Origin of the sequence: Marinobacter halophilus, from assembly GCF_003007685.1 — a bacterium.
Lineage (GTDB): Bacteria > Pseudomonadota > Gammaproteobacteria > Pseudomonadales > Oleiphilaceae > Marinobacter > Marinobacter halophilus.
Map to the genome: position 1 here is coordinate 546,318 of NZ_PXNN01000011.1, position 14,817 is coordinate 561,134.

10 protein-coding genes and 1 pseudogene are annotated in these 14,817 nt (G+C 59.8%); 3 read left to right on the plus strand and 8 right to left on the minus strand.

Going from position 1 to position 14,817, the window contains the following annotated elements:
* Positions 1 to 18: 18 nt before the first annotated feature.
* On the minus strand, positions 19 to 3,780 hold the full coding sequence (locus C7H08_RS08945) for a DUF1631 family protein (protein ID WP_106671379.1): 3,762 nt from the start codon (positions 3,778 to 3,780) through the stop codon (positions 19 to 21).
* A gap of 199 nt (positions 3,781 to 3,979) precedes the next feature.
* On the opposite strand from C7H08_RS08945, the pseudogene C7H08_RS08950 reads away from it, so the two are divergent.
* Together C7H08_RS08950 and C7H08_RS18505 are read left to right on the plus strand one after the other, a co-directional pair.
* A pseudogene (locus tag C7H08_RS08950) lies at positions 3,980 to 4,522 on the plus strand (aminopeptidase); the annotation flags it as partial.
* The gene (locus C7H08_RS18505) at positions 4,496 to 4,783 is read left to right on the plus strand and encodes an aminopeptidase (RefSeq protein WP_308419945.1); all 288 of its coding nucleotides are present in this window, start codon (positions 4,496 to 4,498) and stop codon (positions 4,781 to 4,783) included. The pseudogene C7H08_RS08950 and the gene C7H08_RS18505, both read left to right, overlap by 27 nt.
* On the opposite strand, the gene argA is transcribed toward C7H08_RS18505, so the two are convergent.
* The 7 genes from argA to coaBC all read right to left on the minus strand — a co-directional run bounded on the left by argA (position 4,757) and on the right by coaBC (position 13,949).
* Positions 4,757 to 6,064 carry an amino-acid N-acetyltransferase gene (gene argA, locus C7H08_RS08955; protein WP_106671380.1) on the minus strand — a complete coding sequence of 436 codons (1,308 nt, stop codon included), beginning with the start codon at positions 6,062 to 6,064 and terminating at the stop codon, positions 4,757 to 4,759. The genes C7H08_RS18505 and argA overlap by 27 nt on opposite strands.
* Before the next feature lie 60 nt (positions 6,065 to 6,124).
* Complete coding sequence (argE, locus tag C7H08_RS08960; protein WP_106671381.1) at positions 6,125 to 7,294, minus strand: acetylornithine deacetylase; 1,170 nt, start codon at positions 7,292 to 7,294, stop codon at positions 6,125 to 6,127.
* Positions 7,295 to 7,316: 22 nt separating this feature from the next.
* Complete coding sequence (locus C7H08_RS08965; RefSeq protein WP_106671382.1) at positions 7,317 to 8,558, minus strand: acetylornithine deacetylase; 1,242 nt, start codon at positions 8,556 to 8,558, stop codon at positions 7,317 to 7,319.
* 23 nt (positions 8,559 to 8,581) lie between these two features.
* Positions 8,582 to 9,478 carry an acetylglutamate kinase gene (gene argB / locus C7H08_RS08970; RefSeq protein ID WP_106671383.1) on the minus strand — a complete coding sequence of 299 codons (897 nt, stop codon included), beginning with the start codon at positions 9,476 to 9,478 and terminating at the stop codon, positions 8,582 to 8,584.
* Between the two features lie 39 nt (positions 9,479 to 9,517).
* On the minus strand, positions 9,518 to 12,178 hold the full coding sequence (locus tag C7H08_RS18485) for a phosphomannomutase/phosphoglucomutase (RefSeq protein ID WP_106671384.1): 2,661 nt from the start codon (positions 12,176 to 12,178) through the stop codon (positions 9,518 to 9,520).
* A 98-nt stretch (positions 12,179 to 12,276) separates the two neighbouring features.
* Entirely contained in the window at positions 12,277 to 12,738 is a 462-nt protein-coding gene (gene dut / locus C7H08_RS08980; protein ID WP_106671385.1) for a dUTP diphosphatase, read from the minus strand.
* Positions 12,738 to 13,949, minus strand: a complete 1,212-nt coding sequence (gene coaBC, locus C7H08_RS08985) for a bifunctional phosphopantothenoylcysteine decarboxylase/phosphopantothenate--cysteine ligase CoaBC (protein WP_106671386.1) — start codon at positions 13,947 to 13,949, stop codon at positions 12,738 to 12,740. Before coaBC ends, dut begins: the two co-directional genes overlap by 1 nt.
* A 178-nt stretch (positions 13,950 to 14,127) precedes the next feature.
* Between coaBC and radC the strand changes: the two genes are divergently transcribed.
* Positions 14,128 to 14,802 (plus strand): RadC family protein, encoded by a 675-nt coding sequence (gene radC, locus C7H08_RS08990; RefSeq protein ID WP_106671387.1) that lies wholly within the window; start codon positions 14,128 to 14,130, stop codon positions 14,800 to 14,802.
* Positions 14,803 to 14,817 lie beyond the last annotated feature (15 nt).

Here is a 14,817-nt window from a genome sequence, read left to right on the forward strand (position 1 = left end):
AACAGATCAATTCCCGGATCAGGTGAGACTGGTCAGTAGTCGGGGTTTTTCAACCACAAAGCCCTGAGCATAATCGACACCCAGCTGTCTCAGCATATCCAGAACCTCACGGGATTCAACCTGAGAGGCAATGACTTCCCGGCTCATGTAATGGGCCATATCCACCATGGACTTCACCATGGCCTGATCGGCCTGGCTTGAGATCAGCTGCGCGGTAAAGGCCCGGTCGATCTTGATCAGGTCTACCGGCAACGAGCGCATAAACTGGAACGAGTTCGGACCACTGCCAAAATTGCCAAGGCAGAATCGGCAACCCAGCTCCTTCATCTCCAGCATGAAGTCGGCGACAGCCTGCACATCGTGAATGGCCGATGCTTCGGTCAGTTCGAACCACAAACGTTCAATGGGGGCGTCTTTTTCGCTGAGTTTTTCATAAATGAACTCCAGCAAGGTCTGGTCGTTCAGCGAATGTCCGGACAAGTTAATGCACACTCCCCCCAAATCGCGCGGGTCCGGCCCCCGATCCCGAAGCCAGTCCAGCATATGGCCGACCACCCACCGGTCAACCGCCTGCATCCGGTCGTAACGCTCGGCCATACGCACGAAATCCTGGCCGGTAATCAGCTGACCGCTGTCATCGTACATACTGATCAGAATCTCATACTGAGTGGCCATGCGGGCCTCTGCATGCAGCGGAATGATTTTCTGGCAGCGCAACAGCATGCGCTCTTCATCCGGATCCGACAGGCTGGCCACCCGGGCTGCAATCTGTTCCTGGCGAGCCTGGTCATCCGCGCCCAAGGTGAACTCAGAGAGTTTGCCCGGGCCTTTCTTGCGGGCCGTTGACAGCGCCTGTTCCGAGCTTCTCAGCCAGCGCTCGGCGCTCACCAGGGCAGGCAACTCCGGCACCAGCCCGACGTTGGCAGATAACTGGTGCGAGCGACCGCCAAACACAAACTCGGCCGCCTCAATGGCACCAATCACCGCCTCGGCAACGCTGGCGGCCTGCTCTGCTGCCACCAGCATGGCAAACTCGTTACCACCCAGGCGAGCCACCGGCATGCCATCTCCGACATGTTCACACAGGAGCGCCGACACCTGCTTAAGGGCTTCGTCACCGGCCTGGGAACCCGCGGTATCGTTAAGTAGCCGGAAACCTCGCAAGTCCAGATGCAACAGAGCCCGACTGTCCTCTCGACGGGCCAGTTGCTGCTCCAGCATCCGTTCGAATTCCCGGCGATTAAGCAATCGAGTCAGCTCATCATGGGTGGACGCCCAGGACAACTGGTCGTAAACGTTGCGCACCATCCGGTCGATGCTTTCGTCCACCAACGGTCGCTCATACTGGCTGTCAGGCACGATGATGCCTTTGCGCATCTGCAGGGCCAGAGCCTCCAGATCAAGCTCCACCACCCGCATGCCCTGGTGGTTTACAAACACAAAACGGCTGAAGCCCCGGGCCACCCAGACCAGACGGATGAACTGGGGGTCATCGGGGCGGGTCTGGTCACGCAGCCAGTCGCCGGTGCGTAGTTGCTGGGCACGATTCATCCAGCGCTGCAGGCTACGCTGCTCCCGCTCGCTGAGAGTTTGCTTGTCAGCCGGTACTGGTTTGGCTGGGGGTATTTCAACCAGCTCAGAGGTCTTGTCAGGCCGGCGAACCAGAAATTGCTTCAGCTCATCCCGAATCTGGGACGATGGCATGTGGTTGCTGGAGATCGACGCCAGACCATCCTGAATCAGCCTCAACAATTCCGGCAAATTGGCACTGCTGTCCGGATCATCAGCGAACGCCAACAATGAGTCGATCACCGTCAGATAATCCTGCCACAACTGGCTATCCGGCCCCTGGCGAATCCAGGTCAGCGACAGCAGATCCCGCCAGCCGCCCTCCAGCAAGCTCACCAGTGCCTTGGGAACCTTGCGGCCGGCAATTTTTTGATTTACGGCTTCGGCCACCGCCGCTTTCGATTCGGCCACTTTCTGGGCGCCTTCCGCCGCCGCGGTTACCCGCTCCACGTTGCGGCGATAGACCAGGTTCTGGCGGTCTATCAGAGTATCCAGCTCACCCAGGGTCTGTTCGAACACCCCGGTGTCCTGCTCAAAATCGGTGGCAATACGCTGAATCAGCTCATCCACCCGGCGCTGAACCACCGGGTTCAAGCGGCCGCCCTTGACGCCCAGCTGGGCGAGACGATTCATCACCCCGCGCACCGGGCTTTCCTGATCTTCAAAAAACGCCGGATCCCGCATCACCACTTTTAGCACCGGCACTTCCAGCTGGCGCATTCTGGTCTGGGCGTAGTCACTGAGCTTCGGATTTTCCACCACACTCTTGAAAAATCGGTCGACGACGTCAAGCGTTTGCTGCTGCTCATCACCCAGGCGGGTTTCACCCATTTCCTTAACCTTCTCAACCACCCGCTCTTTCAGGGGCGCGGCTGACTCATCCGGCCCAGCTGCCCGCAGCTGCAGTTCCTGTAGCTCACGGTGTAATTCTCCGGATGACAGCGGGCGGGCATTGGGTGCAAAGCTCTGCTCGACACTACCACCCTGCTGCAACCGGTTTGACTGCAGCGTGCTGAGCAGATTGCGCACCGTCGCAAAGGCGGTCTGCGCAGCCCGGGCATAACCCCGGAATTCGCCAGACAAACGGGTTCTCACGGTGCGTGCAGGTGCTTCAGTACCGGCTGGCTCTGGCGCCGGACTTTCAGCGGGGGTTTGCCGAGGTTCGCTCTGCCCCGCGGGCCGGACTGCTTCCGGAGCCGGGGCATCGGTTTTCGGTGGCGAGTGCTCGCTCAGGTACTTGGACAGGTCAAGGTCCGGCAATACACCGTGACGGATGAGAATGTTATTGAGCTCCCGGTACAATGGGGCCAGTTCCTTGAGGACGGTCTGCTCAAACGTTTTCAGACAGACTTTTTCCACGTCTCGAGTGGTTTTGAACTGCAGCAGCGCCAGGTGGAACGCCTCACACACCAGCGCTGGCCCGAGCGGGTTCTGGTGGCCGGTGCGGTTGGCAATGTTGAGTTTGTCCAGACGCAGTTTCAACTGCAGCAGATCCCCCCGGTACTGGGTATCGGCGCGGGTAACCATCACCCGGATGGTCAGCCAGTCTTCGAATTCGTTTTTGTCGACCACCGACAACTCGCCGCCAGGAACGCCTTTCCGGGACGGTTTCAGGGGGGATTCCAGACTGTTGGCCATGTGGTGCCAGAGCACCCGTTGGCGAGCCTGTAGCTGCCCGGAAGCGTCCATGTATTCGTTGGCCAACTGATCATTAGGCGCTTTCTGTGCAGCCTTACGGAGTGCATCGGCGGTCTGCACAAAACAGGCATCCATCAGCGGCTCAATAAATCGGGTTACGGTCTTGGCGCACTGATGCAGAACAAACTGAACCCGTTCACTGGGTGCCCTCAAAGAAGAACGGGACAGCTCGCCAGAGCTCCCGCACAATTGCAGCATGGCGTTCACGGCGTCCGGATTGGAACGAGTAAAATTGACGCCCATGGCACCGTCAATCCGGCGAACGGGGCTGACGTGCAGCTCGTAACGGCGTTGGCCGTCCGCGCCGCGAAAACGCACTACCAGCTCAGACGGCGGACTCTGCTCGAACGCCCGATCGAGCTTTCGGGAGGTTTCCCCGGAATAGCGAATAAACAGGCCTTCCCCACAAAAATCTGCGATCTGGCAGGGCCAGGCATTACCTTGCCCGGCGTCTATCTGCGCGGCAAGTTTAATGGGCTGCCGGGTACTGTTACGGCGTTCTCTCGGGTCCATGAACTACCTGATCAATTAATAATCCGTCTTGGCCGCCAATCCTGAAGACATCGGCGAACATCCCTGGCTCAGTGGTACTGACCACCTGCTATGATACCCATGAAAGCTGAGTGATGCCCGATTTCCAGGTGAGCTGGCGCTGCCTGACCAACATCCGGCCTGAAGGCCGAAAACACCCACACTCATAACATTCTGATTCATGAAACAGCTTAGTCAGATATATCTTGTTTTGCTACTGTTAACAGGGCTCCAGGGCTGTACGACTATCGGCTACTATGGCCAGGCCGTCGGCGGTCACATGTCATTGATGATGCGCGGCCAACCTGTGCGCTCTGTTGTGGCCGACCCGCAAACGGCCCCGGCTCTGAAACAGAAACTGGCTGTCGCCGTGGCTGCCCGGAACTTTGCCTGAGTGACTCTGGAACTGCCAGTCGGCAATACCTTTACCAAGTATGTGACGCTGGACCGCCCCTGGGTTGTCGTTAACCTGGTTGTTGTTCAGGAATTCGCCCTAAAACCGCACCAGTGGTGTTACCCGGTGGTTGGCTGCCAAGCTTATCGAGGCTACTTTAATCTTGAGCAGGCACGCAAGGAGCAAGCCCGGTTTGCCGGGCAGGCTTAAGATACCTGCATCGGCGCTGTCACCGCTTATTCCACTCTGGGCTGGTTTGACGATCCTCTGCACACCGGGTTTACCGACCTCGCGGAGGACCGCATGGTGGCGCTGATCTTTCACGAACTGGCCCGGCAGTACGCAACCCTTTCCCGGAACTATCCGGAGCCGGGCCCGTTCGGTGCGCCCCCGGTGCAACTTAACAACGCCAATGTCGCGCTGTTTCAGCAGTACAATCAGCATGTGCCGGCGTTCCGGCAGTTACTGCGGGACCACGGCGAGGACTTCGGGCGTTTTTATCAGGCGGTCGAAACACTGTCCCGACAGGCGCCGGCCGAGCGGGAGCAGCAGCTCAGCACTCTGTCACAGAGGTTTGTAGAACACCTTTGAGTTGCGCTGGCTATTGTAAGACGCCAGCTTGGGACCTGGCAGGTCCTGTACATCGGTGGGCAGAAAGCCACGCTCCCGGAACCAGTGTTCGGTCTGGGTGGTCAGCACGAACAGTTTGTGGATGCCCTGGCCCCGGGCCAGTTTTTCAACCATCGCCAGAATGTCATCACCCCGCCCCGCGCGCCGGTAGGACGGGTCGACGGCAAAGCAGGACAATTCACCGGTGCCTTCATCCGGGTAATGGTACAACGCAGCACAACCCACAATCGTGCCGTCGCGTTCAGCCACTACAAAGCGGTCAATCTCGGTTTCCAGCATTTCCCGGGAACGGCGCACCAGCACGCCCTGCTCTTCCAGAGGCTGGATCAGTTCCAGAATGCCGCCGATGTCTTCCACTCTGGCCTGGCGAATCTGCTCATAATTGTCGCCGCTGACCAGGGTGCCGGAACCATCGCGGGTGAACATTTCTTCGAGCAAGGCGCCGTCTTCGGCGTAACTGATGATGTGGGCCCGGCGCACACCCTTCACACAGGCATCACAGGCGGCCTTGAGCAGGGCGGCGTCGTGACCGGTAACGGCATTGTCGTTCAGACGCTCGGAAGCCTGCCGGGCTGACAGTTCGCGGATCAGTGATCCGTCTTCTTCCAGCAGGCCTTCGTCGTCGATGAAGACGATGAGTTTTTCAGCCTGCAGGGCGGCGGCGACCTGGCTGCCAACGTCTTCGTAGGAAAGATTGAAGGCGTCCCCGGTGGGCGAGTAACCCAGCGGTGGCAGCAGTACGATGTGACCTAACTCCAGTAACTGCTCGATACCCCGGGTATCGACCCGGCGGACTTTGCCGGTGTAGCCAAAATCAACGCCATCAAGCACGCCCACCGGCTTGGCCGTGACGTAATTGCCGCTGGTGACGCGGATCCTGGCATTGTGCATGGGGGAGTTGACCAGGCCCATGGAAAGTTGGCTTTCCAGGTAGGCTCTTAATCCGCCAATGGCTTCCATAACCAGGGGCAGGTGGTTGTCCGGAGTGACGCGCAGACCCCTCGAGAAAACGGATTCGAGGCCGGCGTCGTCGAGGCGCGCCTGGATTTGCGGGCGACCGCCAAAAGCCACCACCAGGCGCACGCCCAGGCTGCTGAGCAGGGCAATGTCGTGGATGATGTTGATGAAGTTCCGGTGCTCGATGGCATCGCCGGGCATGGTCAGAACGACAGTTCGGCCGCGGTGGGCATTGATGTACGGAGAGGAATGGCGGAATCCGTGCAGCCAGTCGTTTGATTTCAAAACTTCGTTCCTTTTTTCTGATATGACCAGGCAGGCGACTTTGGAGTGTGTCGTCCGCTGTTAGAGACAGAATTCTTTGATTAATCCTTTCAGGATATCCACCGTTGGCTGCAGCTGGGCCAGCTCCAGATATTCGTCCGGCTGATGGGCCTGGTCGATGGAGCCCGGGCCCATGACCAGGGTTTCCAGACCCAGCTTTTGTAACCAGGGCGCTTCGGTGGCGAAGGCGACGGCGTGGGCGGTGTGGCCGGTGAGTTTCTCACAGGCCTTGACCAGGGCGGCGTCGGCCGGGGTTTCGAACGGGGGCACGCCGTCGAACAGGGGCTCGAAGGTCAGGTTCAATTGGTGGCGCTCGGCCAGGGGCTGCATCCGGCCTAGGATGCTCTGGCGCAGGGTTTCCATGTTCATACCAGGCAACGGGCGCAGATCGAAGTGAAGTTCGCACTGGGCGCAGATGCGGTTGGGGTTGTCGCCGCCATGGATGCAGCCCAGGTTCAGGGTGGGCACCTGGACCTCGAAATTGGGGTTACGATATTTATCCTGCCACTCGGCGCGAAGGGCCAGCAATTCGCCCATGGCTTCGTGCATGCCTTCGAGAGCGTTGCGGCCGAGGTCCGGGTTGGAGGAGTGGCCAGACTGCCCATCAAACCTCAGCCGTTCCATCATGATGCCCTTGTGCATACGCACCGGCCTGAGGTTGGTGGGCTCGCCGATGACCGCGTAACGGGCTTTCGGTTTGCCGGCCTCAGCCAGGGCGCGGGCGCCGTTCATGGAGCTTTCTTCGTCGGCCGTCGCCAGGATGATCAGGGGTTGTTGCAGGGGCTGGTCGACGAAGGCTTTGGCGGCTTCGATGGCCAGTGGGAAGAAGCCTTTCATGTCGCAGGTGCCCAGACCGTACCAGCGATCGTTTTTTTCGGTCAGGGTGAAAGGATCACTTTGCCAGCGTTTGTCGTCAAACGGCACGGTGTCGGTATGGCCGGACAGCACCAGGCCGCCGGAGCCGCTGCCGAGGGTGGCAATCAGGTTGTATTTGCCGGGCATGCCGGGGACTTCCAGGATGTCCACGGCAAATCCCAGTGGCTCCAGCCACTCCGCCAGAGTGCGGATCACCGCTTCGTTGCTGTGGTCCCAATCCGGCGACGCACTGCTGATAGAGGGCAGCGAAATCAGCCGGGTCAGCATGTCCCGGATGCCCGGTACCGCGTTTGCCTTGTCTGTACTTTGCACCATGTCAGCCTCCCGGCGGTTAATCTCAGTCCGGGCGGCCCCGCCGCCAGACGTCAAATTGCCTGATTGCCCGGATCAGTATCGGGTAGGCCACTTCACCGCCGGCCACGGTGCGCGATACTTCCAGTTCACGCTCACCGACACTGACCAGGCGCCCTTCGACCTGGTTGTCGTTGGACAAGGTCACCCGGACCTGCCGCCCGATCCAGATTTGCGCATTGTCCAGCTCATCAGCATACCACTGCAGAACCCCCGGCTCTTCCCGGGGCACCACTGGCTCCATGGCTTCAAGCGGCAGCGGTGACGCGGGCGCTTCCATTTCGGTCAGGTAGATATCGGGCACACCGGCGCCGTTGTAGGAGACTCCCCAGGCCGAGCCGGGTTCCGATCCCGAGCGTACCGGGATGCCCAGGGTGTCAGAGCCAGGCTGAATGGCCATGATCAGCTCGCCGCCTTCCATCAGCCATTGCCGATACAACGCCAGCAACTGGTCGCTGCCTTGATAACCGCGGGCTTGCAGGCCAGCTTCCAGCGCCGATACGGCATGACGGGCCCACTCATCCACGTCCAGCCCGGCTTCCCTGGCACAATAGGCAGAAAGGCGACGCATCAGGCCGGCATCGCGGAAGGTAACACCGATCGGCTCCGCACTGCTCGACAACGTAGCCTCCTGGCCAGAGAGATTGACGCGGGCACCTGGCCAGTCAAGCTCCAGGCTTCCTGTGGCGACGGTGTTGATTTCCGCCCGCACACCGCTGGCGCGCTGATTCAGCACCAGATCACCCCGGATTGCCGGGATCCCCATACGCACGAGGTCACCGCTACCAATTTGCTGGCGTGGGTCCGGGGCGCAGGCCAGGGCCAGCAGCGGTGGCAGCGACTCGGTCTCGGCACCGGCGGTCACCCAGTTACGGAACATGGTCGGTTCCAGCGCCATGCTGGCCTGCTCGACCACCAGCTGCCAGGTTGAAGGCAACGAGGTCGGGTTGGCCAGTGTGGTCAGCAACGCCAGTGGCGATCCGGCATCAAACTCCAGCAGCCTCAGCTCCAGCGGTTGGGTCAGCCGAAAGTTCTGCCAGCTGGACTGCTTCAGAATGATCCGGCCATCCAGCGCCGAGCCAATGCTGCCGCGCTCCAGCACGCCGTAATCAGAGAGTGCGGTGCGCGCCTCTGCCATGCGTTGATCCGTCAACCACCAGACGCCAGCCTTGAAGCCGGCGAAGGCCACTATTCCCACAATGATCAGAAATGACAACAGGCGCTTCATCCGGTTGCTCCGGCTCAGGTGAATCAGTTGCGGGAAATCAGGGTACCGACACCCTCGTCGGTAAAGATTTCCAGCAAACAGGCGTGGGCAACGCGTCCATCAATGATGTGCGAGGTTCGCACCCCGTTCTCGACCGCACTCAGGGCACACCGGATCTTGGGCAACATGCCACCGTGGATGGTGCCGTCTTCAATCAGGTCGTTAACCTGCTGCGCAGTGAGTCCTGTCAGAACCTTGTCGTCTTTGCTCTTGAGGCCAGACACGTTGGTCAGCAACATCAGCTTTTCGGCTTTCATGGCTTCTGCCACCTTGCCAGCCACCAGATCAGCGTTAATGTTGTAGGAGGTGCCGTCTGGCCCGACGCCAATCGGCGCGATCACGGGTATGACATTGCTGCGGGTGAGCATGTCGATCACATCAACATTGACGCTAGCCACTTCACCAACGTGGCCGATATCGATGATTTCCGGGCGCTCCAGTTCCGGAGAGCGGTTCACCACTTCCAGTTTGCGGGCACGAATCAAGTTGGCATCTTTTCCGGTCAGGCCGATCGCAGTGCCGCCCTGGGCGTTGATCAAAGACACGATCTGTTTGTTGACCTGGCCACCAAGCACCATTTCCACCACGTCCATGGTCGCGGAGTCCGTCACTCGCATGCCATTGACGAAGCGGGACTGGATGTTGAGCCGCTCCAGAAGCTCCCCAATCTGGGGACCGCCGCCATGAACTACGATCGGGTTGATGCCCACCAGCTTCATCAGCACCACATCGCGGGCGAAGCTGCTTTTCAGTTCTTCGTTTTCCATGGCATTGCCGCCGTACTTGATGACGACGGTCTTGCCAGTAAATCGTTGGATATAGGGCAAGCCCCGGCTCAGTACCGAGGCCACCTGCATTGCTGTTTCACGATCCAGCGCCATAATGATGTGTAATTCCTTGCTGTCAGTAAATGGGGCTTGTCAGAAGTCCGCCACGAGACCCGGTGCGGCTTTGGTCAATTGCTCCCGGAACACGGATTTGATTCGTTCCAGAGCGTCGTCGGTTTCGGCTTCAAAGCGAAGTACCAGAACCGGGGTGGTGTTGGAGGCCCGGCACAGACCCCAGCCATCGACATAATCCACGCGAATGCCATCAATGGTGCTGATGTTGCCATCGCCAAATTCGCCCAGCTGGCCCAAGCGTTCCATGATCGCGAACTTTTCGATCTCCGTCACCTCGACGTTCAGCTCAGGCGTGCTGATATCCTCCGGGAAATCTTCGAAAACGTCCTCACTGTGACGGTCTTCAATACCCAGGATCTCGAGCAGCCTGGCTGCCGAATACAGGCCGTCATCGAATCCGTACCAGCGCTCGCCGAAGAAGATATGACCGCTCATCTCGCCCGCCAGCAGCGCTCCGGTTTCCTTCATTTTTGCCTTCATCAGCGAATGCCCGGATTTCCACATAATCGGGCGACCGCCCGCCTCGGAAATCACTCCGGCCAGACGACGGCTGCACTTGACGTCGTACAGCACGTCCGCGCCCGGGTTGCGGGATACCACGTCGCGGGCAAACAGCATCAGCAACCGATCTGGCCAGATAATTTTGCCGGTGTTGGTGACCACGCCCAGGCGATCGCCGTCGCCGTCAAAGGCCAGCCCGATGTCGGATCCGGTTTCCTTTACCTTGGCAATGAGGTCCTGCAGGTTGGCCGGCTTGCCCGGGTCCGGGTGGTGATTCGGGAAATCGCCGTCGACCTCACAGTAAAGTGGCGTCACTTCGCAGCCCAGCTCCTCGATCAGCATGGGACCCAGTTCACCGGCAATACCGTTGCCGGCATCAACCACCACTTTCAGAGGGGCAGCCACCGCAATATCACCGACAATGCGATCCAGGTAGGCCCGGCGCACATCTTCGCTGGACTGGGCGCCCTGACCTGAACTGAAGTCGCCGGTCTGGATGCGCTGATACAGCTTCTGGATTGCCTCCCCCGACAGGGTTTCGCCACCCAGCATAATTTTCAGGCCATTGTAGTTGGCCGGGTTATGGCTTCCCGTGACCATAACGCCGGAACCGGTCTGCAGATGGTGGGTAGCAAAGTACAGCACCGGGGTGGGTATCGCACCCAAATGGATGATATTACAGCCGGCTGCCATAATCCCTCTGGCTAACGCATCGGCCAACTCCGGGCTGGAATGGCGACCATCGTAGCCAATGCAGAGCGAGATTACGCCACGGTCAGCCGCTTCCGACCCGATAGCGCGGCCAATAACCTCAACCACCTCGGCAGAGAGGCTATCGTCGACAATGCCGCGAATGTCATAAGCACGGAAAATTTCAGGATTAACGGAAACCGAGGGCAACTGGGTTTCTTCAACTTCGGGAATGTCTTCATCAAACAATGAGTCGTCGCTACCACCAAAACCCAGCACGTCCTCATCACTGTCCAGCATATCAATGTCCGGCATGTCCTTGTCCTGAAACAGCGGTTCTTCTGCCGGCGCCGCTTTCTTGCCACCAGCAGAGGGCGGCTTCGGCCGGGCACTCTCAGAAGCTTTGGCGAGACGCTTTTCAACCATCTGGGAAAGTCGGTACAACACCTCTCCAGTAGACGCCACCATATCCCACCGGAAGCCTGGCGGCTTGACCCGCTCCCCGCCAAACACTTTGTGAGACCACTGAATCAGTGCGGTAACATCCTGGCGGATGGCGCGCTGAGCCCCACTCAGCAGCAGCCAAACTACAATCGCAGCGACCAGTATCGGCAGCCCGACCAATGTGACCATGACTACGGTATTGACCGGCGCTGCCGGAGCCGATGCCGGCTGGTAAACCACCGTCCAGTCCGGATTCAGCAGCGTTCTGACCTCGGCCGGACCAGAGCCGTTACCGGAACTGACCACGGTACGGGAACCGCCGGACACCGCCTGCAACAACGCCAATTGCCCACCCAGCTGGCTGTTGGTAACCGACAGCTGAGGCTGCAGATGCGCAGCATCGTAAACCACGACAATACTGCCTACCACAGCGTTGCTGACCGGGTGCCGCACCGCTGCGGCGTGCTGGAGGTACCACTGGTTATTTCTGGGGAAGGCATCCGGTAGCAACGACTGGCCATTCTCCGCCCGCCGCGCCAACTCCAGCCCCGCAAAACCCAACAGGGTGTCGTTGCTGCCGGTGCGGGGAATATCCCGATAGCGGAACACAAACACCGCCTGGGCGCCTGGCAAAGCGGCCTGCAGCTGATTCGCCAGGGCGGCAAAGTCGGCCTGTTCGGATATCTGACTGACTACGTGACGCTGGTTGGCCAGCGCGCGCACCTGTTCCTGTTGGGCGCTGAAATAGTGATTCAGCCGTTGCTGGGCACTGTCTGCCTCCACCAAACGCGCCTGCTGATAGCTGCGCTCGGCGGACGGCTCAATAACCGCAAAGTGCAATAGCAACGCTACTGCCACGCCCGCCAGGATGACCACCAGAGCCTGATTTAAAGCCACCGAGTTAAGACGCTTCAGGCCAGAGCCCGAGGATTCTCCGGCCCGCTGATTTTTTTTACCGGTTTTTTTTTCAGTCTTCTTGTCAGGTTTGACTTCAGACTGCTCGTTTACCGCCGGTTCCTCAGCTTTCTTCTTACCGAATTTCATAGTGCTTCCCGCAGTTATTATTACGTCCCGGACAATCGGTTATCCGCAAAGTATAGACGCCGGCCTGCTGATGCGCAGCCGGCCCGCCGGCACCGGGTCTACCGGCTTCCGGTCGAGCCAAAACCGCCGTCGCCCCGGGCACTGGCATCGAATTCCGCAACCACCTCAAACTCGGCCTGCACCACCGGCACCAGCACCAGCTGGGCAATGCGCTCACCCACCTCGATGGTGAACGGCGTCTGGCCCCGATTCCAGCAGGACACCATCAACTCACCCTGGTAGTCCGAGTCAATCAACCCGACCAGGTTTCCCAGCACAATGCCGTGCTTGTGACCAAGACCACTGCGGGGAAGTATCATCGCCGCCAACGAAGGGTCGGCAATGTGGATGGACAGCCCGGTAGGAATCAGGTGAGTTTCACCCGGTGCAACGGTCAGGGCTTGTTCAATCCCCGCCCGGAGATCCAGGCCTGCCGAGCCCTCGGTCGCGTACTCCGGGAACGGAATCACCCCACCGATGCGCTCATCCAGAATTCTTACCTGCAGTTTTTTTCGATTCATCAGTTCCCGACCTTCTTACTGTGTTCGGCAATCAACGCCACCAACTGTGCCGCGATGGAGTGCTTACTGTCCGGGCCAATGGCCTGCTGCCCTTCAGGCCAAAATACCGTCACGGCATTGTGGTCACTGTTAAAACCGAGCCCCGGGGTGGAGACATCGTTGGCCACGATCATGTTGAGCTTTTTGCGTTGCATTTTATCGGTGGCATAACGGGCCACCTCCGTGGTCTCAGCGGCAAAGCCTACAGTAAAGGGCGCGTCTGGCCTGGCCGCAATAGTGGCCAGGGTATCTGGGTTGCGCACCAGCGCCAGCGACATGGCATCACGGGTTTTCTTGATCTTGTCACCGGCACAGGACTCGGGCCGGTAATCGGCCACCGCCGCGGTCGCGATAAAAACGTCGCAGCCTTCGCTGACGGCGCGCTCAGACTCCCGCAGCATGTCGTCAGCGGTGACCACCGGGCGCACTTCCACGCCGTCGGGGGCATCAAGATTAACGGGGCCACTGATAACGATTACCCTCGCTCCGGCACGGGCAGCCGCACCAGCAATGGCATAACCCATTTTTCCGGAGCTGTGATTGGAAATGTACCGGACCGGATCGATGGGCTCCCGGGTCGGGCCAGCGGTGATCACCAGCCGCTGGCCGGTCAGCACCCCTTCGGCCGCCCCGGACGACCCTTGCCGTATCAGATGGGCCAGCGCCTCCGGCTCCAGCATCCGGCCAGGCCCGGTGTCACCGCAAGCCTGCTCACCCTGATCGGGGCCCCAGACCGAGATTTGCGGATCCTCCGCCAGCAACGTCATGTTTCGCTGGGTCCGATGATTGCTCCACATAGCCTGATTCATCGCCGGTACCACCGCGATGGGCGCTTCGGTGGCACAACACACCGTCGTCAGCAGATCATCGGCCATACCCTGAGCCAGACGGGCGATAAAGTCCGCAGAAGCCGGCGCAACCACCACTTGATCAGCCCATTTGGCCAACTCGATGTGCCCCATTCCGGCTTCCGCTTCCGGATCCAGCAACGAGGTGCGCACCGGTTCGCCACTGAGCGCCTGAAAGGTCAGCTGCGTGACAAAGGCTTCGGCACCCCGGGTCATCACAACCCGCACGTCATGCCCGGACTTTTTCAGCAACCGAACCAGCTCGGCACTTTTGTAGGCGGCAATGCCGCCGGTGATTCCCAGCAGAATTTTTCTGGCGGCCATCAGGGCTCCGTAATCCCGTAAAATGAATGAGTTATAAGATAGCACGCCCGTAGCCGACAGGCAGCCTGCGCGAGCACTAGTTCGTTTACCAAATGTTACTTTTTAGAGTACCCTTTGTAACTCCGAGACCCCGGTGCAGGACGCACCATCAACCTAGTTACATGCAAGGACGCAAACCATGAACGATTCCGCCTGGCCCATCGATGAACGGCCCCGCGAGCGCTTGCTTGCCCACGGACCCGAAGCACTCTCTGACGCCGAACTGCTCGCGATTTTTCTGCGCACCGGCACCCCCGGCATGCCGGTCATGGCCCTGGCCCGGCACCTGGTCAGCGAATTTTCCGGCCTGCGCGGCCTGATGACAGCCTCCCGCCGGCAATTTTGTGACGTCAAAGGATTGGGCACCGCCAAATACGCTCAGGTCCAGGCCGCCATGGAGATGGCGCGCCGGGTGATGGACGAGCCATTGCGACAGGGTGACCCGCTACGCTCCCCGGCCGATACCCGGCGCTTTCTTACCAGCCGACTGGGCACCTACCCGCACGAGGTCTTTGCCGGATTGTTTCTGGATAACCGGCACCGGGTCATCCAGTACCGCGAACTGTTCAGGGGCACCATCGACGGTGCCGCTGTCTACCCCCGGGAGGTGGTCAGGCAGGCCCTGGAGGATAACGCCGCAGCTGTCATCTTCGCCCACAACCACCCGTCCGGCGTCGCCGAACCCAGTCAGGCAGACATTTCACTGACCCGGCGCTTAAAAGAAGCGCTTAGATTAGTCGATATCAGGGTTCTTGACCATATGGTTATCGGCCACGGTGAGGTAATATCTCTCGCTGAACGAGGATTGATGTAGCTGCCTTGGAGATGC